Genomic DNA, 22767 nt, shown 5'->3' with positions numbered 1-22767 from the left:
GAAGCCTGAATGACACGCACCCAAAAGCTGGATCAGTTGATCAACAGCGGCCCGCAGATCCTGCTGCCCGGCCTTCTTGCCTTTGCCAGTGCGATCATTTTGGGGGCTGCGCATTTTTTTGAATATCTGGGCTATGCCCCCTGCACTTTGTGCCACTGGCAGCGCATTCCTTATTATCTCGCTTTGCTGCTGCCCTTGCTGATCTTTGTGCCGGGGCGCAGGGGGCTTGATCTGGCGCTGTTTTGCGGGCTGCTTTTATTCCTTGCCACGGCTTTCGTCGGCGGCTTTCATGGCGGGGTGGAGCAGGGTTTCTGGGCGGGGCCATCCACCTGTTCGGGGGCAAGCCTGCCCACCGATCCGGCGGCGGCTTTGGAGCAGATCATGAAAGCCAAGCTGGTGCGCTGCGACGATATTTCATGGTCCTTTCTGGGGCTTTCCATGGCAGTATGGAACATGCTGATCGCCCTGGGGCTGGCTGGATTTTCAGGCTATGCTCTTTATCGGCGGCACATCATCCAGAAAGGGCAAAGCCATGGCTGATCCCACGAAATCCATAGAAACGTCCCGCATCGTGCCGTCTACGAAAAGCGCAGCGCCCGCGAAAATGGTGCCGCCACGGCCCCTGCCTGGGGATCGCCAGCGCGGGGAAAGCATCGACGAGATGATCCGCGTGGATCATGCCGGGGAATATGGGGCCGCCCGCATCTATGCCGGCCAGCTTGCGGTTCTGGGCCATGGGCATCGGCTCAGCCCCCTGATCCGGCATATGGCCAAGCAGGAAGCGCGGCATCTGCAGCGCTTTGATGAATTGCTGATTGAACGCCGGGTGCGCCCGTCGCTTTTATCGCCCTTTTGGCATGTGGCGGGCTATGCTTTAGGGGCCGGAACCGCCCTGATGGGTGAACGCGCCCTGATGGCCTGCACCGCCGCCGTTGAAGAGGTGATCGACGATCATTATGAAAGCCAGCGCCGCGCCTTGGGCGACAAAGAACCGGAACTGGCCGAGACCATCGCCGATTTTCAGAGCGAGGAAGCCGAACATCGTGAAACCGCCCTTGCCCATGGGGCCGAGGATACACCCGGCTATGGGCTTTTAGCAGGGGCCATCAAAAGCGGCTGCCGTTTGGCGATTGCCATGGCCAGAAAGCTTTGATGCCCCAAGCCCTGCTGTGTGTCCTGCGGTGTGCCGGGCTCGCCCCATTGTCGGGGGCGTGATCAGGGCTCCAGTTCGCTATCCCAATAAAGATAATCACGCCAGCTATCATGCAGATAATTGGGCGGAAACCGGCGGCCATTTTCAATGAGTTGATGGCTATTGGGGCGGAAGGGTTTGATCATCGGATGCATTCCCGCTTCCTGCGGCGTGCGCCCGCCTTTGGCCAGATTGCAGGGCGCACAGGCCGTGGTCACATTTTCCCATGTGGTGCGGCCACCATAGGCCCGGGGCACCACATGATCGAAGGTGAGATCAGACCCGACAGCGCAATATTGGCAGCTAAAGCGATCCCGTAAAAACAGATTGAAGCGGGTAAAGGCGGGCCAGGTGGCGGGCTTTATATAGGTTCGTAAGGAAATGACCGAAGGCAGGCGGATTTCAGTGGTGGGCGAGCGCACCACCCGATCATATTCCGAAACAATATTCACCCGATCCAGAAAAACCGCTTTCAGGGCCGTTTGCCATCCCCATAAAGACAAAGGGAAATAGCTCAAGGGCCGAAAATCGGCATTCAAAACCAGAGCCGGGCAGCTTTCAGGCGAGGGGAGAGAGAATCCATCCAGCATCGCGTGATCTATCCTGCGAAGAGAACCGGATGACACCCGCCCTTCCCAATGAAAACCGGGCCGCCCAGTCTTTCGAGAGTGTTTTACAAGATACAGTGTTCTCTATTTATGACAACACTCCATATTGCCGCAGATCAAGCGGGATTTTGGCTGCAGGCCCAATCTTCAGGCCAGATGCTGTTTTAAAAATTCAACCGCCTTGCGCAGGCCATCGGGGGCAATGCTATGGGCGATATTCTGACTGATATGCCGTTCCACCGGAATTTTCGCGGCTTCCATGGCCCCAAAGGCTTCAAACATCAGCCATACCGGCACCACATCATCCGCCGCGCCATGCACCAGCAAAACCGGGGGTGGCGGCCCCATTTCATCGATCAACTGCCCCGGGCTTGCCAGCGAGCCTGAAAACCCGACGATCCCGGCCAGAGCCTGTTTCCGACGCAGCCCCACATGCAGGCTCATCATCGTGCCCTGAGAAAAGCCGATGAGCGCCAGCCTGTTTGCGGGCAGATCAAACCGATCAAGCTGTTGATCAATATAATGATCCAGGATCGCCGCCGCCGCAGCCGTTCCCTCATCACGCTCGGCCCGGCTGATGGATGTGAGGGGAAACCACTGATAACCCTGTGGCGCCCCGGGGCAGGGCTGGGGCGCATTGGGCGAGAGAAAATGTGCGCCCGGCAAACTATTCTGAAAATGCGGCGCAAGGCTGATCAGATCGGCCCCGTTCGAGCCATAGCCATGGGCGAAAATCACCAGACAATCGGGGGATGCCCCATGGGCGGGGGCTAGCTCAGGGCCGGACAGCATGGGGAGGCTGGACATGACAAAAAAGGCTCCTTTGAAAACAACGCGTGAGGCGGCTATGCTGGGGCATGGTGGCTGGTTTTTGAGCCACCTTCCCATGATCATGCCCCCCATCTGCCCGCCCCCGCATGAAAAGGCAAGAACCGATGCCGCCTTTATTGATCACCCGCTTTGCCCCCAGCCCCACCGGCCATCTGCATCTGGGCCATGCTTATTCAGCAATTCTGGCCCATGAGACCGCCCGCGTCGCCGGGGGGCGGTTCATCCTGCGCCTTGAAGATATCGATCAAAGCCGCTGCCTCGCCCCTTATAGCGATGCCATCATCGATGATCTGCGCTGGCTGGGGCTGGAATGGGATGGGCCGGTGCGCCGGCAATCCCAGCATTTTGGTGATTATCAATCAGCCCTTGATCAATTGGCGGAAAAGGGCCTGCTTTATCCCTGTTTTTGCACCCGCAAGGATATTGCCGCTGAAATCGCCCGCGCCCCCACAGCCCCCCATGGCCCGGAAGGCGCACTTTATCCCGGCCTGTGCAAAGCCCTTTCGCACGCCGAGGCCGAAAGCCGGATCGCATCGGGGGAAGCCTATGCCCTGCGCCTTGATAGCGAAGCTGCCATCAGGGCCAGCGGCGGGCCGGGTGCTCTGGCCTTTCATGATGAGGAGGGATGCCGCCATATCGCCCATCCCGAAGAGTTGGGGGATGTGGTGCTGGCGCGAAAGGATGTGCCCACCAGCTATCATCTGGCGGTGACGGTGGATGATGCCATCCAGAATATCAGCCATGTCATCAGGGGTGAGGATTTACGCCACGCCACCCATATCCACCGGCTGTTGCAGGCCCTGCTGGATCTGCCCACGCCCATCTACCAGACCCATGCCCTGCTGACAGATGAAAGGGGCAGGCGGCTGGCAAAACGCGACAAGGCCCAAACCCTGCAATCCCTGCGGCAGGAAGGCTGGACCCCCGATGATGTGCGCGCCGCCATCAAGCGCCTGTCAGGCGGCTTTGCCCGTGGCTGATCCACAAAGCTTCAGGCCACATTTCAGGCCGCCGCCTTTTGCGCCAGCAGAGCGGCGATTTCACGCATGATGGCGGTGATCTTGAAATCCTTTGGGGTAAAAACCCTTGCCACCCCGGCAGCGATCAGGCGTTCGGCATCTTTGGGCGGGATGATCCCCCCCACCACCAAAGGCACATCACCGATCCCGGCTTTGTTCATCTGCGCCAGAACCTCTTCGACCAGCACAGTATGCGAGCCTGAAAGGATCGACAGGCCGATCACATGCACCCCTTCTTCCAAAGCGGCATTGACAATCCGCGCCGGGGTCAGCCTGATCCCTTCATAAACCACTTCAAAGCCGCAATCCCGCGCCGCCGTGGCGATCTGCTCGGCCCCATTGGAATGGCCATCCAATCCCGGTTTTCCCACCAGAAATTTCGGCCGCCGCCCCAGATGTTGGGCAAGATCACTGATTTCGGCCTGAATGATGGCCAGCCCCCGATCTTTGGCCAATGCCCCGGCACCAACCCCCGTGGGCGCCCGATATTCGCCAAAAACAGAACGCAGGGCCGCCGCCCATTCGCCGGTCGTGACCCCGATTTTGGCGGCGGCAATCGACGGCGGCATGATATTGTCGCCGCTCAAAGCCGCCGCCTTCAGCGCCGATAAAGCCTCGACCACGGCGGCCTCGTCCCGGTTCGCCCGCCACAGATGAAGCGCATCGATCTGGGCCTGCTCAACCCCGGGATCAACGGTCATGATCGCTTCATCCGCTTCGCCCGTGAGGGGCGAGGGCGCGCTATCGATATAGGCATTCACCCCCACCACCATCTGTTCGCCGCTTTCAATGGCCCGCAAACGCCGGGTATTGGACTCGACCAATCGCCGCTTCATATAGCCGCTTTCGATGGCGGCCACGGCCCCGCCCATCGCCTCGATCCGGGCCAGTTCCGCATATGCTGCGGCTTTCAGGGCCGAAACTTTTTCCGCCACCACCGGCGAGCCATCAAACAGATCGCCATAATCCAGCAGATCGGTTTCAAAGGCCAAAATCTGTTGCAGGCGCAAGGACCATTGCTGATCCCATTCGCGCGGCAGGCCCATGGCTTCATTCCAGGCCGGAAGCTGCACCGCCCGGGCGCGCGCCGATTTCGATAAAACCACGGCCATGGCTTCGAGCAGGATGCGATAGACATTATTTTCCGGCTGCTGTTCGGTCAGCCCCAAACTATTCACCTGCACGCCATAGCGAAACCGGCGATAACGGGCCTCTGTGATGCCATAGCGTGTGCGGCAGATCTCATCCCATAATTCGGTAAAGGCCCGCATCTTGCACATTTCCGTAACGAACCGGATTCCGGCATTGACGAAAAAGCTGATCCGTCCCACCACACGGGGAAAATCCGCCGCATCAAGGGCCGGATTGGCCCGCACCCGGTCCAGCACCTCGATGGCGGTGGCAAGGGCAAAGGCCAGCTCTTCCTCCGGTGTCGCCCCGGCTTCCTGCAAATGATAAGAACACACATTGGTGGGGTTCCATTTCGGCAGATGATCGGCACAGAACACCACCACATCATTGATCAGCCGCAGGCTGGGATCGGGGGGAAAGATATAGGTCCCGCGCGAAAGATATTCCTTGATGATATCATTTTGCACGGTGCCGGAAAGCTGCGCCCGATCAATCCCCCGCTCATCGGCCAAAGCGCAATAAAGCGCCAAAAGCCAGGGGGCCGTGGCATTGATGGTCATCGATGTATTCATTTGATCAAGGGGCAGATCAAGAAACAGGCTGCGCATATCGCCAAGATGGGCAATCGGCACCCCCACCTTGCCCACTTCACCGCGCGCCAACGGATGATCGGCATCATAGCCGGTTTGGGTGGGCAGATCGAACGCCACCGACAAGCCGGTTTGCCCCCGCGCCAGATTGGTTCGATAAAGGGCATTCGACGCCTCGGCCGAGCTATGCCCCGAATAGGTCCGCATCAACCAGGGGTCATCCCGACCGGCGGTCATGGCTTTCCGGCCTTGATCGCTTTCCTGTTTGCTCTCGGGATTTTTCCGGTCCGCCATGCCTGTCTCCTCGCCTCATCTGCCCAAGACCTAAAATCGAAGCCGAGAACGCAATAAAATTGCGTCATAGCCTTCTAGTTTGGCATGATATTTATTTTTTGTGCAATGCACAAGTCGCGCCGAACCCAGCATAAACCCGAGAAACCCCCTGCATTTCGGCGGGTTTTCCCCATAAAAGCCGCCTCTCTGTCCTTTCCTGCCTCACCAAGGCCGGATTATCTGGAAATTCGGTTGTATTTTATGATAATCTTATCTTATCGGTTGCCTGATCTCTTCCCGTCGGGCCAAACCGCATCAGGCCGGTGGAAGCCATCGACACCCCTCCCCCTCGCTTTCACCGGCCTTTTTTCATGAACCAAAGCGAGGAGCCACCCCAAAACAAAGCTGAGCCAAAATAAAGTGAATGATGCGCTGCGCCATTTATGGCAGGTGGAGTGATTGAAAATGTCGCGTATATCCGAACAAAAGCCGCATAAATTCCAAAACTGTGGCTATAAAAACACATAATCTAGATATTTTATTGTATAATTTAAAATATTATTTCTTTTTGGCGTTTTTTCGCTGGCATATCTTTTCATTGTGCGATGCAATAGCCTGATCGAGGCCAACAGCCATCACAGACCCCTTCTGAACGAGGAGACAACCATGTCAGCAGCCCCTGCAGCAACACGCCAAACGGATCAAACCGACCAGCCTGTCGCCGCTGCCGCCGCACCATTGAAGGACCTTTATGACGTAGGGAAAATTCCGCCTTTGGGGCATGTTCCAGCCAGAATGCACGCATGGGCGATCCGCCGCGAACGCCATGGCCCACCCGCCTCGGCGATGGTTGAAGAAGTGGTGGAAACCCCGGAGATCGATTCGGATGAAGTGCTGATTCTGGTGATGGCTGCCGGGGTCAATTATAATGGCGTTTGGGCCGCCCTTGGCCTGCCGATCTCGCCTTTCGATGTGCATAAGGCCGATTATCACATTGCCGGCTCTGATGCGGCGGGCATTGTGTATAAGGTGGGGCGCCGGGTTACCCGCTTTAAAGTGGGTGATGAGGTGGTTGTGCACTGCAATCAGGATAATGGCGATGATGAAGAATGCAATGGCGGCGATCCCATGTTTTCATCGAGCCAGCGCATCTGGGGCTATGAAACCCCGGATGGCTCATTCGCCCAGTTTGCCCGGGTGCAGGCGCGCCAGTTGATGCCCCGCCCCCGGCATCTGACTTGGGAAGAAAGTGCGTGCTATACTCTTACCCTTGCCACCGCCTATCGGATGTTGTTTGGGCATCGGCCGCATATTCTGCGCCCCGGCGATCATGTTCTGGTTTGGGGGGCATCGGGCGGGCTTGGCTCGATGGCCATTCAGTTGATCGCCACCGCCGGGGCCAATGCCATCGGGGTGATTTCCGATGACACCAAACGCGATTTCGTCTTGTCATTGGGGGCGAAGGGCGTGATCAATCGCAATGATTTCGATTGCTGGGGGCAATTGCCACCGGTAACCGACTCCGCTGGCTATGCCGATTATATGAAAAAATCCCGGGCCTTTGGCAAGGCCATCTGGGAAATTACCGGCAAGGGCAATGATGTGGATGTGGTGTTCGAGCATCCCGGCGAACAAACCTTTCCCGTTTCGTGCTTTGTGGTCAAACGCGGCGGCATGGTGGTGTTTTGTGCGGGCACCACGGGCTTTAACCTCACCTTTGATGCGCGCTTTGTGTGGATGCGGCAAAAGCGGATTCAGGGCAGTCATTTCGCCAATCTCAAACAGGCGAGCCAGGCCAATCGGCTGGTGATCGAACGGCGGATCGATCCGTGCATGTCGGAAGTTTTCAGCTGGTCCGATATTCCCCGCGCCCATGAAAAAATGCGCGCCAATCAGCATAAGCCGGGCAATATGGCGGTGCTGGTCTCTGCCCGCCATCCGGGATTGCGCACCTTTGAAGATGCGGTGGAGGCAGGCAATGGCTGATCAATTCGCCGCTGCTGCCCTGTCTAGCGCTGCTGCCCTGTCTGCCGATCCGGCCGAAGCCCCGATCCGCCTGCCCGGCCTTCAAACCTATGCCCGCGCCATCGCCAGTGCCGGGGAATTGGTGGATCATATCCGCCAGCATCTGGCTGAAAGGCTGTGTGTGGATGGGCGCCCCGATAAAAATCGGATCACCCGCCATCAAACAGCGGCCCATGGGCTGGCCTGGTATGCCAGCTATGCGGCCACCTTGAAGGCCACCCTCGATTGGGCGCACAGGCTTGAGGCGGAAGGGCTTTTTGGAGAAACGGAAGCCCTGATCCTTGCCATTGGCTGCGGCGAATATCTCGCCCAGATGGCTGGCGGCATCGCCATGAGCCAAAGCGAGATCATCCGCCCCCAAAGCCTTGGCCTGCCCAGAAGCGTGCTGGCCACATTTTTAAATGAGGATGTGGAGGCGGTGATCGCGGCGGGCACGCGCGACCCCCATCGCCGGGCTTTGGCCCAGCATCTGGCGCAGGGCCACGGGGGCGCGGATGGCCTTGATGAAACTCTGCAAATGGTGCGCGATACCTTCCGCCGCTTTGCCGGCGAGCATCGCGAAGCCGCCCATGGCTGGCATCTGGCCGACGATCTTATCCCCCTCGATGTCATTCAAAATCTGGCCGATCTGGGCGTGTTCGGCCTCACCATCCCCGAAAGCCATGGCGGCGCGGGCATGGGCAAGGCGGCGATGTGTGTGGTTTCCGAAGAATTGAGCCGGGGCTATATCGGCCTTGGCTCATTGGGCACACGCAGCGAAATCGCCGCCGAACTGATCCTCAATGGTGGCACCGAAGCGCAAAAAGCCCATTGGCTGCCCAGGATTGCCACTGGCGAAATTCTGCCCACCGCTGTTTTCACCGAGCCCAATACCGGCTCTGATCTGGGGTCGCTTTCCACCCGCGCGGTGCGCCGGGGCGATCAGTATCTGGTCACCGGCAATAAAACATGGATCACCCACGCTGCCCGCGCCGATCTGATGACGCTTCTGGTGCGCACCAATCCCGATCAGCCCGGCTATAAGGGCCTGTCGATGCTGCTGGCGGAAAAACCCCGGGGCACCGAAGGCGATCCCTTTCCGGCGACGGGCATGACGGGCGGTGAAATCGCGGTTCTGGGCTATCGCGGCATGAAGGAATATGAACTGGGCTTTGATGGTTTTGCGGTTGATGCCAATAATCTGCTGGGCGGGATCGAGGGGATGGGCTTCAAGCATCTGATGGCCACCTTTGAAAGTGCCCGCATCCAAACGGCGGCACGCGCCGTGGGGGTGGCTCAATCGGCTTTGGATCTGGGGCTTGGCTATGCGCTGGATCGCCAGCAGTTCGGCCAACCCATCCTGGCTTTTCCGCGCATTTATGGCAAAGTGGCGATGATGGCGGCGGAAATCATGATGGCCCGGCAATTATGCTATGCCGCCGCCCATCAAAAAGACAGCGGCAAGCGCTGTGATCTGGAAGCGGGGATGGCGAAATTGCTGGCTGCCCGCATCGCCTGGTCGGCGGCGGATAATGCGGTGCAAATCCATGGCGGCAATGGCTATGCCATGGAATATCCCATCAGCCGGGTGCTGGTGGATGCCCGTATCCTCAATGTTTTTGAAGGTGCTGCCGAAATTCAGGCCAATGTCATTGCCACCCGGCTTTTAGAGCAGGGCTGAAAAGGCTTTGGGCTTGACGCATGCCGATCCCTTTGGCCTTCTTCTTTTCTCATGATCGGAAAAAGGGGGCAGAGCTATGAATGTTCAGGGCTGGTTGATACTGGCGGGATTGTTTCTCACCCTGATCACCTTCATCATCCAGACCCGGCTTGCCAATCGCACCCGGCTGGGTGAAATCTATCAGGAACTCGAAGTCGCCTCGAACGAGGTTTTTCGCTTTGAAGCCGAACATGCCGATCGCCTTGCGCCTTTTCTTCAGGAGACGCCGCCCAGCGAAACCCTGCCCGCCAGCGACCGGCTGATCGCAGACAATCGGCTGTTTCAAATCCTTAATCTGTTTGAAATCGCCACCCGGTTTCGCCGCAAACGATTTTTCGAGCCCGATGTTTATGCAAGCTGGGTGGCCTGGCAATTCGATCTGTTGCAAAACTGGTATTTCCGGGCGGTTTGGCCCACGATCTGCGATAATTATACATCCGATCTTCGGCATATCTTTGATCAGCCGGTGGCCGATCATGATGATGACGTGCCTTTTGCGCAGCAAAAGACGGATTTTTATCTGCATGTGGCCAAAACGCTGGATTGCCTGACCATCGCCGCACTGGCCAAAAGCTTCAAAGCCGCAGGCGTTGTAGCGAAAAAGACCCGGAAAAAACAGATCGACTATGAATTATCATGGCAGCATCAACCCCAGGATATCGACAGCATCGCCGATTTTCTGGCCAAAACCATGATGGCCGACAAAGCCTATATCTCGCATGGCGAAATCATGGCCGGGCTGAGCCCCGATGGCTGCCAATGGGCCAGCGATACCCCGGAAAAAACCCGGGCCTGGCTCCATAAGCTTTATGAAGCATCCCCCAATCAGCCCGAACGGCCTTTTTTATGCGCGGCCTATGATCAAAAGAAGGATCTGATGGCGGCGGCCGTTTTAACCTGGCATGACGAGGGCGGCCCGATTTACACCGTTCTGGAAGATATGGTGGTGCGCGCGGATGCGCGCGGCGCGGGCATCGGCCGGGCCTTGCTGGATGAGATCATGGCCAAAAGCCACGGGCATTGGCTTTTTCTTGAAAGCGGCCTGCACAACAGCGCAGCCCACGGCTTTTTTAAGGCGTCAGGTTTTCGCACCGTCTCTCATGTATTTGCCCGCGCGCCATGATCGCACCCAAGCGCAGCCTCATCAAACCGTTCTGAGAGCTTTTATTGCGCCAGAAGCTGATTGAGATAGGCAGCGATCCTTAGCCCGCCTTTGGTCAGCTGATCTTTTACAATGGGCATGTTCTGATAGAGATAATCATAGGAAAGTTCTGACTTATCCGGATAAAGGCCCGGCCGGATTGCCGCACTTTCCGCAATCCAGATTTTGGGATCGCTGATCATCAGCGCCGCCACATCCGCATCGCTCAGGGGTGCCGTCAGCCACGCCGTCCATTCGCTATAGGATAATAACTCGCCATCGATCATCTCGCTATCCCACACCCGATGGAGATTGCTCTCGTCCCGAAACCAGCTGAGCTTCACATCATTGCCGCCTCGATCGGTTCCATTCCCCACATGCAAAGGCTGATGCAGATCGCCAATGATATGGACGATGAAACGCAAGGCACGCTGCTTGATCGCAAGGGGGGATTGAGGATCGGTGAGGTCCTTAGAAAATTGCGCAAGGGCGGTGAACGAATCTCCTGATTCTGGGGCATTTTTTAGGTGATATGATGTTCCTTTCGGAACCGTAACATAATGAAAGGGGCCCGCGACATCCTGCCAGAAGGGATCGGGATCAGAGCGCATTTCATCAGGCCAGGTTGAGGCCTGAGCGAGGCTTTCCGTGCCAATGAGGGCGCTGATAGCGGCACGTGCTTCTTGCGATAAATAGCGTTCGGCAATCGCCCCGGTCACCCGATGGCCGGTTTTACCCCAGGCAAAAGCCGGAGCCGCGATAAGCGACAGGCCAAGCCACGATACCCCTAAAAGCGCTATCATCCGGCGCGCCATTTTGTTCATGCTCCTGCTCCTTTTGCCTGCGTCATTGTGCTCATCGCCAAGGCTTATCATATGAGAGAGGATGACGGCAGCAAAATCCAATGCGATAAGGATGCTGTATAAACGGATAGAAAAAGCGGCCCGGTGGCATGGCCAGATGGGGCCCTTTAGCGTCAGATCACCAGTCAGGAGCACGATGTCTTCCATTTTTCTCATTTTGATTCCGATCTTCATGATCGCTGCCCTTGGGGCGGTTCTTTTGGGGGTTTTGAATATGGCGCGGCAGGGCAAGGCCAGCCAGCAGCGCTCCAACAAGCTGATGCAATATCGGGTCTTGTTCCAGTTCATTGCGGTGATCTTGATGGGTCTTTTGTTTTTCATGGCAGCAGGGTGAAGGCTTTATGGTCAAGCTGACGAAAATCTACACACGCGGCGGCGATCAGGGGGAAACTTCGCTGGTGGATGGCTCACGGGTGCCCAAATATGCCCCCCGGATCGAGGCTTTTGGCAGTATCGACGAGGCCAATGCCGTGCTCGGGATCGTGCGGCTGCACAGTTCGGGGATCATCGATGAGATGCTCGCCCGGATCCAGAACGAGTTGTTTGATCTGGGGGCCGATCTGGCCACCCCACCCCTTGAAGACGCCCATGAAGCCGGGGCTTTGCGCATCACCGATGATCAGGTGACCCGTCTGGAGCGGGAAATCGACGCCATGAACGAGCGGCTTTCGCCCCTCTCAAGCTTTATCCTGCCCGGTGGCAGCCCGGTAGCGGCCCATCTGCATCTGGCCCGCACCATTGTGCGCCGCGCCGAACGCCTCATGGTTTTGGCGGGGCAGGATACCGAAATCAATGCCGCAGCGCGCAAATATGCCAATCGGCTGAGCGATCATTTGTTTGTTTTATCGCGGATTGCCAACGAAAATGGCGCTCAGGATGTTTTGTGGAAACCCGGCGCCACGCGGCAAAAGGGCTAGGCGCACGCATCCGTGGGCGCGTTGACTTGAACCAGGCCTTCACCTATGTCTCGGGGAAAGCCGGATCATCTTTTTGCATTGCATCACAATTTTGGGTGCGCCGCTTTTAAAGTTGATATGAAGCGCGATCGCGTGAATGATACCGGGCCGCTTTCTTCCTTTGGATGCGGCCAAATAAAGGAGCTTTGATCGATCATGAAGGTGCTGGTCCCTGTCAAGCGGGTGGTTGATTATAATGTCAAGGTGCGGGTGAAATCCGATCAGTCGGGTGTCGAACTCGCCAATGTCAAAATGTCGATGAACCCATTCGATGAAATCGCCGTGGAAGAAGCCATTCGCCTCAAAGAGGCGGGCAAAGCCGAAGAGATCGTCATTGTCTCCATCGGCCCCAAACAGGCGCAGGAAACGATCCGCACGGGCTTGGCCATGGGTGCTGATCGCGGCATTCATATCGAGCATGATGGCCCCACCGAGCCGCTGGCGGTGGCCAAATGCCTCAAAGCCATCATCGATGCCGAAGCGCCCGGGCTGGTCATTCTGGGCAAGCAGGCGATTGATGATGATGCCAATCAAACCGGGCAGATGCTGGCGCAGCTTCTGTGCTGGGCGCAGGGCACCTTTGCCTCGAAAGTCGTGATCGATGGCGAACATGTGGATGTGACCCGCGAAGTGGATGGGGGGCTTGAAACCATCAGGCTCAATTTGCCCGCGATCATCACCACCGATCTGCGCCTCAATGAGCCACGCTATGCCTCTCTGCCCAATATCATGAAGGCAAAGCGCAAGCCCATCGATGCCAAAACCCCCGATGATTTCAGCTGCGATATGACCCCGCGCATCAGCATCACCAAGGTTGAAGAACCGCCCAAACGCCAAGCCGGTGTGAAGGTTGAAAGCGTTGCCGAACTGGTGGGCAAATTGCGGGAAAAAGGAGTGATCAAATGACAGCTCTGGTTCTTGCCGAACATGATAATGCGGCGCTCAATGATGCCACCCGTTCGGCCATCACCGCCGCCAAGGCCCTTTCGGATGTGCATGTGCTGGTGGCAGGCCACGGCGCGGGCGATGTGGCGAAAGCCGCCGCCGCTGTGGATGGCGTGAGCAAGGTTTTGCACATCGATGCCGCACATCTGGAGCATCCCACGGCGGAATCCCTGTCGGCGGTGATTTTGGCAGTGGCCGATGATTATGATGTGCTGATCGCGCCTGCCACCACGGCGGGCAAGAATGTCATGCCCCGGGTGGCCGCTGCCCTTGATGTGGCGCAGATTTCCGAAATCGTCGAAGTTTTAAGCAAAAACAGCTTCAAGCGTCCGATCTATGCGGGCAATGCCATCGCCACGGTGGAAACAACGGATCAGCGTCTGGTGATCACGGTGCGCAGCACGGCCTTTGAAAAGGCCGAGGCCAGCGGCGGTTCGGCAGAAATCGTCACCCTTGATGCCGCCGCCGATCCGGGCCTGTCTTCTTTTGTGAGCCAGGAACTCTCGAAATCCGATCGGCCGGAACTGACCAGCGCCGATATCATCATTTCCGGGGGCCGGGGCATGGGCTCGGGTGAGAATTTCACCCTTGTTGAAAAGGTGGCCGACAAGCTGGGGGCCGCCATCGGGGCCAGCCGCGCCGCCGTGGATGCGGGCTATGTGCCCAATGATTATCAGGTGGGCCAAACCGGCAAGATCGTCGCGCCTGAGCTTTATATCGCGGTGGGCATTTCCGGAGCCATCCAGCATCTGGCAGGGATGAAAGACAGCAAGATCATCGTCGCCATCAACAAAGACGAGGAAGCGCCGATCTTTCAGGTGGCCGATTATGGGCTGGTCGCCGATCTGTTCACGGCCCTTCCCGAACTTGAAAAAGAACTGTCTTGAATCTGAAAAATCAGTCATAACGCCCCGGTGACCTTGTTATCGGGGCGTTTGTCTTGAAAGAACCGGAAACAGGTGTTTTCATAGCCCGAACGGTTCAGGATCGGGCAGGACTTATGAAGCCCATCGTTTCAAAGGAATGGATGTCAGAATGCGTATAGTGGGTGTCGTTGGCGCGGGTCAGATGGGAAATGGTATTGCCCATGTGGTTGCGCTTGGCGGTCATGAAGTGGTGCTGTCCGATATTGCCAAAGAACGCGCCGAACAGGCGCTGGGCATCATTCGTCATAATCTGGAACGACAGGTCAATCGTGAATTGATCACCCAGGATGAGATGGACAAAGCCATTGCCCGCATCAGCATCACCGATAATCTTGCCCATATGAAAGATGCCGATCTGGTGATTGAAGCGGCATCGGAAAAAGAAAATATCAAAGTCGCCATCTTCAAGGAACTGTGCGAAACGCTGAAACCCGAAGCCCTGCTGGCCACCAATACCTCATCCATTTCCATCACCCGTCTGGCATCTTCCACCGACCGACCGGAAAAATTCATCGGCATGCATTTCATGAATCCGGTGCCGATCATGAAGCTGGTGGAAGTGATCAGGGGCATTGCCACATCCGAAGAAACCTACAAGATCGCGCGGGAATTCGTCTCTGATCTGGGCAAGGATGTTGCCATCGCCGAAGATTTCCCCGCCTTCATCGTCAATCGCATTCTGCTGCCGATGATCAATGAAGCCATCTATACCCTTTATGAAGGGGTGGGATCGGTGGAAGCCATCGATAAAGCCATGCGGCTGGGGGCCAATCACCCCATGGGGCCATTGCAACTGGCCGATTTCATCGGGCTTGATACCTGCCTGTCGATCATGCAGGTGCTGTATGAAGGGCTGGCCGATACCAAATATCGCCCCTGCCCGCTTCTGGTGAAATATGTGGAAGCCGGTTGGATCGGCCGCAAGGTTGGACGTGGCTTTTATGATTATAGCACCGAAGAGCCAACCCCCACACGCTGAGCCCGCAATTTTTAAGTCTTAGGCCGGAAAAACGCGGTTAAAAGCGGCGCAACAGCCGACGCAGATATTGGCGTTCGGTTTCCCCCAGATCGGGATCGCTGATTCGCCTGCGCAATTCCTCAAGAATTTCTTCCACGCGCCGGGCATCAAGGGCATCGGGCAGATCAAAGCCGCGCGTATTAAAGCCCGGCTGGGGCCGCCCCAAAGGATCAAGGCCATTGCCCGATGGCATTTGGGCCAAAGCCTGATCCAGCATCTTTTGCATGGCATCGGCGGCATCTTCCAGCTTTTGCAGGGCTTCCGCCTGCCCCTTGATCGCCTCGGCACCCGATTGCCGAGCCAAAGCCTCTTGCGCCTCACCCATGGATTGGCCAGCGGGGCCAAGCCCCTTGGGAGCTTCCAGCCCTTGTTCCCCCATCATGCTCAGCATTTCGGATAATTGGTCTGAAAGCGCCTGTTGCGCCTGTTCCAGATCACCGAAATCCTGTTCCGGCTGGCCCAAGGTGCTGCGCAGGCGATTGCGAATGGTCTGGCGGCTTGTTTCATCAAGCAGATTGCGCTGATCCTCGCTCAAGCCCTTCAGGGTATCGGCGGCTTTGCTGGCGGCCATCATCCGCTCATAATCTTCGGCCGACATCTGATTGACCGACGCATTTTCCATGATATCGCGCAATTGCTCCAGCATCTTACGCGCCCCTTCCTGATCTCCGGCAGCGGCCAGATCACGCATCTGCTGGATCATCTGTTGCAGCATATCGCTGCCGATCACCTGCGATTGCTGGCGGCCATCCGTGCGCATGGGGGCGGTTTCAGCCTGCTGCCGGGCCATTTGCGATAGAAACTGCTGCATCATCGCTTCCAGGGCATCGGCTGATTCATCAAGGCTGGATAAATCGCCATCCAAAGCCTGTTCAAATTGATCCAAAGCATCGCGCAAGGAGCGGGTGGCCAAAGACATCCGGCCATCTTCAAGGCGCAAGGCGGTTTCCCACAAGATGGCGGCGATCTCATCCACGGCCTGCGCGCTGCGATCCGATGCCAGCCGCCAGAAGGCGCTGCGCATAGCCGAAAAAACGGTGAAATCCCCCTCAAAAGCATCCACCGCCCGCGAAAGCCGATCAAGCCGATCCGCTTCCTTGAAAGCCAAGGGCGGCGCGGCCAGCATATCTTTACGAATGGCCACCAATTCTTTGGCCACGGGATGGCTGAACTGGCGCTCGGGCAGGCGGAAAATCAGGGGATCGCTCTCCCCGATCTGGCCTGCGGCATCTTCGGCCTGCAAAATCCCGGTCACCAATTGCCCGGCAAAGGCATGGGCGGTGAGATCCTCATAAGCCACCAGCTTTTGCGGGCCATCGACGGTTTGCCCGCCACGCAGATCGATCTTGAGGCTGCTGGCTTCATCGCCCCCCATCGGGGTGAGCCGCAAAAAGGCCTGCGCCACCCCATAATCATCGGTGATCTGATAATCGATGCGCAAAGCCTGCCGCCGACTTTGGGACGGGGGTTTGACAAAAGCAATGCCGGGTGGCTGATCGGCGATGATCGCCAAAGGCCAGCGCGCCCGCAGTCGCCCGGCCTGCATAATCTCGATGGCCTCTAAATCCGCCCCATCCAGCGTTTTTTCGATCTGATGATCGGTTTCGCCCATGCGCTCAAAGCGGCTTTCCGCATCCCCCAGCCGCAAGACCGGGCTTTGCCGCCCGCCATTGAGCCGCACGGTGAGCACCGCCTCCTCAGCTATGCTGATCGGCTGAGATGGTGCGGTTCGAGGACCGCCAACAGGAAAGAGTTCACCCTGAGCCAGCATCACCGGGCTTTGGCCGGTATAGGCGGGCGGGGTGAGCCAGGCATCAATCGCCACCTGCGCCACTGCGCCCGATAAGGGCGGCTGAAAAGCCGCCGTCAGCCGCCGCCCGCTATCAGACCCGGCATAAAGAAAGCCGATGAACAGGGCCAAAAGCACAAGCGAGCGCAAGGCCCACGGATCGGCCGCCACCAAAGACAGGCGCGGGCCCCGCACCTTCAGCCCCATCGCAACCCTTGCCATGGCTTCGCGATGGCGCTGCCATAAAAGTGCCCCACCCGTGACCAGCGCCGGGCTATCAAACACCGCATCGATCGGGCGATGGCGCACTTTTCCATCATCTTCCAGCCGACGGCGCGCCGCCTGTTCACCGGGCAGGGCAAGCTGGCGGATCGGCCCCCATGCAAGGGCCAGCATGGCCAGCACAAGCAGGGCAAAAGCCCCCAGATGCAGCCAGCCCCCCAGATGCTGCCATAAGCCAAACAGGCCAAGGGCCGCATAAAGCCCCAAAAGTGCCACAGCCGGCCACAGGCCACGCCACAAACCCTCCAGCAAGAGCCAGCCACGGGTCAGGGCGATCCGCCGCCGCAAATGCGCCCGGATCTCGCGGGTCCGTTTCATGTGGGCCGATGGTGCCATGCGGCGAGGCATTCCTTCTTTAGGCTTGGCCTTCTATAGGGTTGGCCTTCTTTATGGTTGGCCTTCTATCATTTCAGATAGAATGTCGGTCATGAACAATCGATATTCAAGCGGTTCTCGAAAGCAATCGTCAGGCAAGCCATGGTGCCAGTTGATCCTGCGCCAGCAAAGCCGCCACATCAATCCGGGGCCGGATGATCGCATAATCCGCCCCATGCACCAGAACTTCGGGCACAAGGGGCCGGGTATTATAGCTTGATGCCATCACCGCGCCATAGGCCCCGGCAGAGCGCAAAACCACAAGATCGCCAGCCGCCAGCGTCGTCGTTTGGCGATCCTTTGCAAAGCGATCCCCGGTTTCACAGACCGGGCCAACAAAATCAGCGGTCATCCGCCCGGCATCAGGCCCGGGTTCGATCAACGGCGCAATCCCATGATAGGCATCATACATAGCCGGGCGCAGCAGATCATTCATCGCCGCATCCAAAATCACGAAACGCCGATCCTCGCCGTCTTTCACATAAATGACCTGTGTCAGCAAAACACCGGCATTACCCGCGATCAGCCGCCCCGGCTCGGTGATAATCTGGCAGCCCAGATCCGATGCCACCTCTTTCACCATCGCGCCATAGGCACTGGGCAAGGGCGGGGCGGGTTGATCGGGCTGATAGGGAATGCCAAGGCCGCCGCCCAGATCGATCCGCTCGATCCCATGGCCCGCCGCACGCAGGCTGGCCACCAATTCGGCCACCCGATCAAAGGCGGCACGAAAAGGCCCCAACTCAGTGAGCTGCGATCCGATATGCACATCAATGCCCACAATGGCGATGCCGGGCAGGCTTTGGGCATGGGCATAGGCTTCATGGGCCCGGCTCCAGGCAATGCCGAATTTGTTTTCCGCCCGCCCTGTGGAAATTTTGGCATGGGTTTTCGCATCGATATCGGGATTGATCCGCAAAGAAACCGGGGCCTTCATCCCCTTGGCACTGGCCAGCGCCGACAGGGCTTCAAGCTCGGGTTCCGATTCCACATTGAATTGGTGGATGCCCGCATCAAGGGCCGCATCCATTTCCTGCGGCAATTTCCCCACCCCGGAAAAAACGATCCGCCGGGCCGGAATCCCCGCCGCCAAAGCCCGCGCCAATTCGCCACCGCTCACCACATCGGCACCACAGCCAAGGCGCGCCAGACTGGCCAGAACCGAAAGATTGGAATTCGCCTTCACCGCAAAACAGGTGAGATGATCGGTCCCTGAAAGGGCCTCGTCGAAAATCTGATAATGGCGGCAAAGAGTGGCTGTGGAATACACATAAACCGGGGTGCCCACCTCGGCCGCGATGCGCGCCAAGGGCACATCTTCGGCATGAAGACCGCCCTTTTTATACTGAAAATGATCCATCAGTGCGCCCTTTCAAAATTGGGCTGATCTTCGAGCGCCGCATCAGGATCGGCGGGATTGGGATCAGATCTATCGGGATCAGCGCTATCGGGCGACAAGGGCTTTTGCGTTTCCGGCACAGACGGTCGGGGCGAACGACGGGGCGCGCGGCGCGGCTCTTCGCGGTCCATATCGTTGCGAAACCGCTCGATCCGGGGGTCTTCGGGGGCCCCATCGGGGGGCAGAATTTCACCCCGCCGACCGCAGCCTGATAAAATCAGGCTCAGCACCAGCAGCCCCCATAATCCGCCCCGGCCGATCACCCCGGAGCGCACCCTGTTCATCCCTTGGCCCATCGCCCTCATTCCTTGTCTGCGGCCAATGCCCGCCGCGCCAGATCGATAGCCGCGCGCACCCGCACCGGTGCGGTGCCGCCAAAGCTGGTGCGCGAAGCCACTGAAGCCTCAACCCCCAAAACATCCAGCACATCGGCGGTGATCCGCGCATCCACCGCGCGCAGTTCATCAAGGCTTAAATCTTCCAAAGCCACGCCCTTTTTTTCGGCATAAAAAACCACCCGGCCGGTGATGTGATGGGCATCGCGAAAGGGCAATCCGGCGGCCCGCACCAGCCAATCGGCCAGATCGGTGGCGGTGGCATAAGCGGCCCCGGCGGCCGCCTTCATCCGATCTTCAACCACGTTCAGATCACCGACCATCCCGGTCATCGCGGCCAAGGACAGGGTAAAAGCCTCGACCGCATCAAAAACCGGGGCTTTATCTTCCTGCATATCTTTTGAATAGGCCAAAGGCAGGCCCTTCATCACCATCAACAGGCTTTGATAAGCCCCATTCACCCGCCCAAGCTTGGCCCGCACCAGTTCCGCGGCATCGGGATTGCGCTTTTGCGGCATGATCGAAGAGCCGGTGGAAAAACTGTCGGACAGCCTGACAAAGCCAAAACCGGCGCTTGTCCAGATCACCAGTTCTTCCGCCAAACGGCTTAAATGCATGGCCGCCAGATTGAGCGCTGCCATCATTTCAAGGGCAAAATCGCGATCCGATACGGCATCAAGGGAATTGGCCGTGGGCCGATCAAAGCCCAAAGCCTCGGCCGTCATGCTGCGGTCGATGGGAAAGGACGTGCCCGCCAAAGCCGCCGAGCCCAAAGGACATTCATTCAGCCGCGCCCGGCAATCCCCGAGACGCCCGCGATCCCGGCGGATCATTTCATAATAAGCCATCAGATGATGGCCAAAGGTCACCGGTTGGGCGGATTGCAGATGAGTAAAGCCGGGCATCAGGGTGGCGCTGTGTTCTTCGGCGCGATCCAAAAGCACGGTTTGAAAGGCGGCCAGATCCTGATCGAGCCGATCCAGCGTTTCGCGGGTCCATAATTTGAAATCGGTGGCCACCTGATCATTGCGGGATCGCGCGGTATGCAGGCGCCCGGCGGCCTCACCGATGATTTCTTTCAGGCGGTGTTCCACATGCATGTGAATATCTTCAAGCGCCGGATCAAAGCGCATCTCGCCGCGCGCAATCTCATTTTCCACCTGATCGAGCCCGGCAAGGATCGCTGCGCCATCGGCCTCGTGCAAAATGCCGCAGGCCACCAGCATCGTGCAATGGGCGCGCGATCCGGCGATATCCTGCCGGAAAAGGGCCTGATCAATCTCGATAGAGGCATTGATCCTTTGCATGATATCCGATGGCCCGCCCGCAAAGCGCCCGCCCCATAAGGCATTGGATTGGCTGGCGGTCGATGCTGCGAGAGGGCTTTGATTGGTGCCGGTTTTTTTGCTAATGTCTGAGGCCATGGATTTCAACTGTGATCGGTTATGATGAGCAAACTGGGCTTGTGGCTTATTCTGATCGCCGGGGCTTTGGCCCTTGGCGGATGGGCAGCATATGAGATGATCACGCGGGGCGAAAGCGCCGCGATCAATGAAAATGCAGATTCTGTGTCTTTTTCATCGCAGCTTGCCCGTTTGACCACAGGCGAGATGGCAACATTCGAGGGCCAAACCGAGCCTGTGCCCCTGCCCGCCGATCTGATGATGGAAGGCCCCGATGGCCCCCAAAGCCTGAGCGATGAGCGCGGGCGGGTTCTGCTGATCAATCTCTGGGCGGAATGGTGCGCCCCCTGCATCGAGGAAATGCCCACCTTGGCGGCTTTGGATGCGCATTTTGGCGGCCCCGATTTCCGGGTATTACCGATCTCGATCGATCGCAGCCCGGTGCGCCAGGCCCAGGATGTTTTGGTGAAGTTCAAAGCGGGCAGCCTTGAAACATGGGCCGAGCCGAGCATGAAACTGATGGGCGATCTGGGGGTGATCAGCCTGCCCACCACCTTGCTGATCGATCGCGAAGGGCGCGAATTGGGACGGCTCAACGGCCCGGCCGATTGGAACAGCAAAGAGGCAAGAGCCCTGATCGCCGCCGCCATCAAAAGCACCGGTTGAGGCTATAACCCCATCTGCCAGCTCAGGCTTTTTCAGGCTTTTTGCGCCAGCGCAATCACCCGCCGCGTTTCATCCCATAAGCCATAATCATCCAGATGATCGAGCCTGACCCAAGCGGCATCCGCAGCATCGCTGGCGGCCTTCGGGGTGCCGGCCATCCAGCGCCCATGATAATCGATCAGCGTATAATGAAAGGCGTAATCCCCTTTACCATCGGGCATCAGGCCATCGACGACATCCAAAAGCCCGATAATCTCGATCTCGATGCCGGTTTCTTCATAAACCTCGCGCCGGGCGGCTTCATGGGTGGTTTCGCCCCATTCCTGCGCGCCACCGGGCAGGCTCCATTCCCCGGCCTTGGGGGGCTTGCCCCGGCGGATCAAAAGCACGCAATCCTCTTTCAAAACCACGACGCCAATGCCGATCAGCGGGCGCTTTAAGGTCGCCATCAGTCGGCAAGGGGATCGGCATGATCATGGCGATGAAGCACCACCGCCGCCGTAAAGATGAACAGCAGGCTGATGCCATTGAACACCGCCCCCACCAAAAGGGCCAACCGCCCCGGCGTGCCATCTTCGCCGATCAGCGGAATGCTGATCACCCCACCCAGCAGGGACAAGCCCAAAGGCACGATCACCGACAGCGCCACATAGGGTTTCCAGTACGCTTTCATCCGTTTGAAAGAGCCCGCGATCCCGCCATCCGCAGCCCCTACCGAGACTGCCACCACCGACAGGCAATAAGCCAGATAAACCGGCAGCATCCCGGCCACCACCAGCATCACCATCAAGGTGGAAGCCGCCCCTTCGCCAAGGCCTAAAAGCCCCGCCACCGCCATCACCAGAATCGAGGCGATGAGCAGGCCGATGACCACCAGAAACTGATAGCCCAAAAGCGCCGCCGTGCGGATCAGGGCCTTGCCATAAGCCGCCAGCAGGCCTTTCGATAAAACCATGCCCCGCCCCATCAGCAGCAGGCGGCTCCATAAAACCGGAATGATTACCGCCAGAAACAGGCTCACCCCCGATTGCACGATCAGTTTCGGGGCAAGATCAGACAGCATCGCCATCCCCGCTTCCTGATCGGTTTCCATGGTTTTTTGCCATAAAGCGAGATCGGCCATCATGGGCGAAGCCACGATGGTGCTGAGCACCGCCCATAATACCACAAACAGCACAAAAGCTTCGGCATGGCCGCGAATCTGCGCAAAAACAGCCGGGCCAATATCCATCAGGCGCAAGGGCTTTTTCCGGGGGTTATGATCTGGAAGCATCATCTTTATCCTTTTTCCCGCCACCCCC

22 protein-coding genes are annotated in these 22767 nt (G+C 58.1%); 12 read left to right on the top strand and 10 right to left on the bottom strand.

Annotation, left to right across the window (positions count from 1 at the left end; genetic code table 11):
- The first annotated feature begins 9 nt into the window (after positions 1 to 9).
- Entirely contained in the window at positions 10 to 540 is a 531-nt protein-coding gene (locus AQ1_RS09500; protein ID WP_042086620.1) for a disulfide bond formation protein B, read from the top strand.
- Positions 533 to 1153: a demethoxyubiquinone hydroxylase family protein gene (locus AQ1_RS09495; RefSeq protein WP_081837241.1), complete on the top strand. Its 621-nt coding sequence runs from the start codon at positions 533 to 535 to the stop codon at positions 1151 to 1153. The genes AQ1_RS09500 and AQ1_RS09495 overlap by 8 nt, the downstream gene beginning before the upstream one ends.
- 62 nt (positions 1154 to 1215) lie before the next feature.
- On the opposite strand, the gene AQ1_RS09490 is transcribed toward AQ1_RS09495, so the two are convergent.
- Positions 1216 to 1782: an HNH endonuclease gene (locus AQ1_RS09490; protein ID WP_042086619.1), complete on the bottom strand. Its 567-nt coding sequence runs from the start codon at positions 1780 to 1782 to the stop codon at positions 1216 to 1218.
- 165 nt (positions 1783 to 1947) lie between these two features.
- A complete protein-coding gene (locus AQ1_RS09485; protein WP_042086656.1) occupies positions 1948 to 2607 on the bottom strand; it encodes an alpha/beta hydrolase in 660 nt (219 codons plus the stop codon).
- A 128-nt stretch (positions 2608 to 2735) separates the two neighbouring features.
- Here AQ1_RS09485 and gluQRS point away from each other — a divergent pair, with 128 nt between their 5' ends.
- Positions 2736 to 3611, top strand: a complete 876-nt coding sequence (gene gluQRS / locus AQ1_RS09480; RefSeq protein ID WP_042086655.1) for a tRNA glutamyl-Q(34) synthetase GluQRS — start codon at positions 2736 to 2738, stop codon at positions 3609 to 3611.
- A 23-nt stretch (positions 3612 to 3634) separates the two neighbouring features.
- Here the strand turns inward: gluQRS and AQ1_RS09475 are convergent, their stop codons facing one another.
- The gene (locus AQ1_RS09475; RefSeq protein ID WP_042086654.1) at positions 3635 to 5608 is read right to left on the bottom strand and encodes a protein meaA; all 1974 of its coding nucleotides are present in this window, start codon (positions 5606 to 5608) and stop codon (positions 3635 to 3637) included.
- Positions 5609 to 6310: 702 nt separating this feature from the next.
- On the opposite strand from AQ1_RS09475, the gene ccrA reads away from it, so the two are divergent.
- From ccrA to AQ1_RS09460, 3 genes are all read left to right on the top strand, one after another.
- Positions 6311 to 7630 (top strand): crotonyl-CoA carboxylase/reductase, encoded by a 1320-nt coding sequence (gene ccrA, locus AQ1_RS09470; RefSeq protein ID WP_081837240.1) that lies wholly within the window; start codon positions 6311 to 6313, stop codon positions 7628 to 7630.
- Complete coding sequence (locus tag AQ1_RS09465) at positions 7623 to 9329, top strand: acyl-CoA dehydrogenase family protein (RefSeq protein WP_042086618.1); 1707 nt, start codon at positions 7623 to 7625, stop codon at positions 9327 to 9329. Before ccrA ends, AQ1_RS09465 begins: the two co-directional genes overlap by 8 nt.
- Positions 9330 to 9405: 76 nt before the next feature.
- A complete protein-coding gene (locus tag AQ1_RS09460) occupies positions 9406 to 10491 on the top strand; it encodes a GNAT family N-acetyltransferase (protein ID WP_042086617.1) in 1086 nt (361 codons plus the stop codon).
- A 41-nt stretch (positions 10492 to 10532) separates the two neighbouring features.
- Here the strand turns inward: AQ1_RS09460 and AQ1_RS09455 are convergent, their stop codons facing one another.
- Positions 10533 to 11333 carry a S1/P1 nuclease gene (locus AQ1_RS09455; protein ID WP_313982302.1) on the bottom strand — a complete coding sequence of 267 codons (801 nt, stop codon included), beginning with the start codon at positions 11331 to 11333 and terminating at the stop codon, positions 10533 to 10535.
- A gap of 175 nt (positions 11334 to 11508) precedes the next feature.
- Between AQ1_RS09455 and AQ1_RS15320 the strand changes: the two genes are divergently transcribed.
- From AQ1_RS15320 to AQ1_RS09430, 5 genes are all read left to right on the top strand, one after another.
- A complete protein-coding gene (locus AQ1_RS15320; protein ID WP_042086615.1) occupies positions 11509 to 11706 on the top strand; it encodes a twin transmembrane helix small protein in 198 nt (65 codons plus the stop codon).
- A 7-nt stretch (positions 11707 to 11713) separates the two neighbouring features.
- Entirely contained in the window at positions 11714 to 12289 is a 576-nt protein-coding gene (locus AQ1_RS09445) for a cob(I)yrinic acid a,c-diamide adenosyltransferase (protein WP_042086613.1), read from the top strand.
- A 195-nt stretch (positions 12290 to 12484) separates the two neighbouring features.
- Positions 12485 to 13234, top strand: a complete 750-nt coding sequence (locus AQ1_RS09440; protein WP_042086612.1) for an electron transfer flavoprotein subunit beta/FixA family protein — start codon at positions 12485 to 12487, stop codon at positions 13232 to 13234.
- Positions 13231 to 14160 (top strand): electron transfer flavoprotein subunit alpha/FixB family protein, encoded by a 930-nt coding sequence (locus AQ1_RS09435; protein WP_042086609.1) that lies wholly within the window; start codon positions 13231 to 13233, stop codon positions 14158 to 14160. Before AQ1_RS09440 ends, AQ1_RS09435 begins: the two co-directional genes overlap by 4 nt.
- A 136-nt stretch (positions 14161 to 14296) precedes the next feature.
- A complete protein-coding gene (locus AQ1_RS09430; RefSeq protein ID WP_042086607.1) occupies positions 14297 to 15178 on the top strand; it encodes a 3-hydroxybutyryl-CoA dehydrogenase in 882 nt (293 codons plus the stop codon).
- A 37-nt stretch (positions 15179 to 15215) separates the two neighbouring features.
- Here the strand turns inward: AQ1_RS09430 and AQ1_RS09425 are convergent, their stop codons facing one another.
- The 4 genes from AQ1_RS09425 to argH all read right to left on the bottom strand — a co-directional run bounded on the left by AQ1_RS09425 (position 15216) and on the right by argH (position 20821).
- Positions 15216 to 17624: a DUF4175 domain-containing protein gene (locus AQ1_RS09425; RefSeq protein ID WP_161760534.1), complete on the bottom strand. Its 2409-nt coding sequence runs from the start codon at positions 17622 to 17624 to the stop codon at positions 15216 to 15218.
- A gap of 130 nt (positions 17625 to 17754) precedes the next feature.
- Positions 17755 to 19023 (bottom strand): diaminopimelate decarboxylase, encoded by a 1269-nt coding sequence (gene lysA / locus AQ1_RS09420; RefSeq protein WP_042086602.1) that lies wholly within the window; start codon positions 19021 to 19023, stop codon positions 17755 to 17757.
- Positions 19023 to 19358, bottom strand: a complete 336-nt coding sequence (locus tag AQ1_RS09415; RefSeq protein WP_042086600.1) for a hypothetical protein — start codon at positions 19356 to 19358, stop codon at positions 19023 to 19025. The genes lysA and AQ1_RS09415 overlap by 1 nt, the downstream gene beginning before the upstream one ends.
- A 5-nt stretch (positions 19359 to 19363) precedes the next feature.
- Positions 19364 to 20821 carry an argininosuccinate lyase gene (gene argH, locus AQ1_RS09410; protein WP_081837237.1) on the bottom strand — a complete coding sequence of 486 codons (1458 nt, stop codon included), beginning with the start codon at positions 20819 to 20821 and terminating at the stop codon, positions 19364 to 19366.
- 21 nt (positions 20822 to 20842) lie between these two features.
- Between argH and AQ1_RS09405 the strand changes: the two genes are divergently transcribed.
- Positions 20843 to 21466, top strand: a complete 624-nt coding sequence (locus AQ1_RS09405; RefSeq protein WP_081837236.1) for a TlpA family protein disulfide reductase — start codon at positions 20843 to 20845, stop codon at positions 21464 to 21466.
- Positions 21467 to 21498: 32 nt separating this feature from the next.
- On the opposite strand, the gene AQ1_RS09400 is transcribed toward AQ1_RS09405, so the two are convergent.
- Both AQ1_RS09400 and AQ1_RS09395 read right to left on the bottom strand, forming a co-directional pair.
- Entirely contained in the window at positions 21499 to 21915 is a 417-nt protein-coding gene (locus AQ1_RS09400; protein WP_042086599.1) for an NUDIX hydrolase, read from the bottom strand.
- A complete protein-coding gene (locus tag AQ1_RS09395) occupies positions 21915 to 22742 on the bottom strand; it encodes a hypothetical protein (RefSeq protein WP_042086597.1) in 828 nt (275 codons plus the stop codon). Before AQ1_RS09395 ends, AQ1_RS09400 begins: the two co-directional genes overlap by 1 nt.
- Positions 22743 to 22767 lie beyond the last annotated feature (25 nt).

The organism is Iodidimonas nitroreducens (assembly GCA_000710935.1).
GTDB classification, from domain to species: Bacteria; Pseudomonadota; Alphaproteobacteria; order Sphingomonadales; family Rhodothalassiaceae; genus Iodidimonas; species Iodidimonas nitroreducens.
Note: the sequence above shows the minus strand (reverse complement) of the source record. Positions and strands in the feature narration are given on the sequence as shown.

Excerpts from the sequence above, each read along its gene's own strand:
- AQ1_RS09400 (WP_042086599.1), bottom strand. The coding sequence starts at position 21,915 with ATGGCGACCTTAAAGCGCCCGCTGATCGGCATTGGCGTCGTGGTTTTG.
- AQ1_RS09415 (WP_042086600.1), bottom strand. The coding sequence starts at position 19,358 with ATGGGCCAAGGGATGAACAGGGTGCGCTCCGGGGTGATCGGCCGGGGC.
- AQ1_RS09475 (WP_042086654.1), bottom strand. The coding sequence starts at position 5,608 with ATGACCGCCGGTCGGGATGACCCCTGGTTGATGCGGACCTATTCGGGG.
- AQ1_RS09455 (WP_313982302.1), bottom strand. The coding sequence starts at position 11,333 with ATGAACAAAATGGCGCGCCGGATGATAGCGCTTTTAGGGGTATCGTGG.
- argH (WP_081837237.1), bottom strand. The coding sequence starts at position 20,821 with ATGGCCTCAGACATTAGCAAAAAAACCGGCACCAATCAAAGCCCTCTC.
- AQ1_RS09445 (WP_042086613.1), top strand. The coding sequence starts at position 11,714 with ATGGTCAAGCTGACGAAAATCTACACACGCGGCGGCGATCAGGGGGAA.
- ccrA (WP_081837240.1), top strand. The coding sequence starts at position 6,311 with ATGTCAGCAGCCCCTGCAGCAACACGCCAAACGGATCAAACCGACCAG.
- AQ1_RS09435 (WP_042086609.1), top strand. The coding sequence starts at position 13,231 with ATGACAGCTCTGGTTCTTGCCGAACATGATAATGCGGCGCTCAATGAT.
- AQ1_RS09495 (WP_081837241.1), top strand. The coding sequence starts at position 533 with ATGGCTGATCCCACGAAATCCATAGAAACGTCCCGCATCGTGCCGTCT.
- AQ1_RS09405 (WP_081837236.1), top strand. The coding sequence starts at position 20,843 with ATGATGAGCAAACTGGGCTTGTGGCTTATTCTGATCGCCGGGGCTTTG.
- lysA (WP_042086602.1), bottom strand. The coding sequence starts at position 19,023 with ATGGATCATTTTCAGTATAAAAAGGGCGGTCTTCATGCCGAAGATGTG.
- AQ1_RS15320 (WP_042086615.1), top strand. The coding sequence starts at position 11,509 with ATGTCTTCCATTTTTCTCATTTTGATTCCGATCTTCATGATCGCTGCC.
- AQ1_RS09485 (WP_042086656.1), bottom strand. The coding sequence starts at position 2,607 with ATGTCCAGCCTCCCCATGCTGTCCGGCCCTGAGCTAGCCCCCGCCCAT.
- AQ1_RS09460 (WP_042086617.1), top strand. The coding sequence starts at position 9,406 with ATGAATGTTCAGGGCTGGTTGATACTGGCGGGATTGTTTCTCACCCTG.
- AQ1_RS09430 (WP_042086607.1), top strand. The coding sequence starts at position 14,297 with ATGGATGTCAGAATGCGTATAGTGGGTGTCGTTGGCGCGGGTCAGATG.
- AQ1_RS09465 (WP_042086618.1), top strand. The coding sequence starts at position 7,623 with ATGGCTGATCAATTCGCCGCTGCTGCCCTGTCTAGCGCTGCTGCCCTG.
- AQ1_RS09500 (WP_042086620.1), top strand. The coding sequence starts at position 10 with ATGACACGCACCCAAAAGCTGGATCAGTTGATCAACAGCGGCCCGCAG.
- gluQRS (WP_042086655.1), top strand. The coding sequence starts at position 2,736 with ATGCCGCCTTTATTGATCACCCGCTTTGCCCCCAGCCCCACCGGCCAT.
- AQ1_RS09425 (WP_161760534.1), bottom strand. The coding sequence starts at position 17,624 with ATGGCACCATCGGCCCACATGAAACGGACCCGCGAGATCCGGGCGCAT.
- AQ1_RS09440 (WP_042086612.1), top strand. The coding sequence starts at position 12,485 with ATGAAGGTGCTGGTCCCTGTCAAGCGGGTGGTTGATTATAATGTCAAG.
- AQ1_RS09490 (WP_042086619.1), bottom strand. The coding sequence starts at position 1,782 with ATGCTGGATGGATTCTCTCTCCCCTCGCCTGAAAGCTGCCCGGCTCTG.
- AQ1_RS09395 (WP_042086597.1), bottom strand. The coding sequence starts at position 22,742 with ATGATGCTTCCAGATCATAACCCCCGGAAAAAGCCCTTGCGCCTGATG.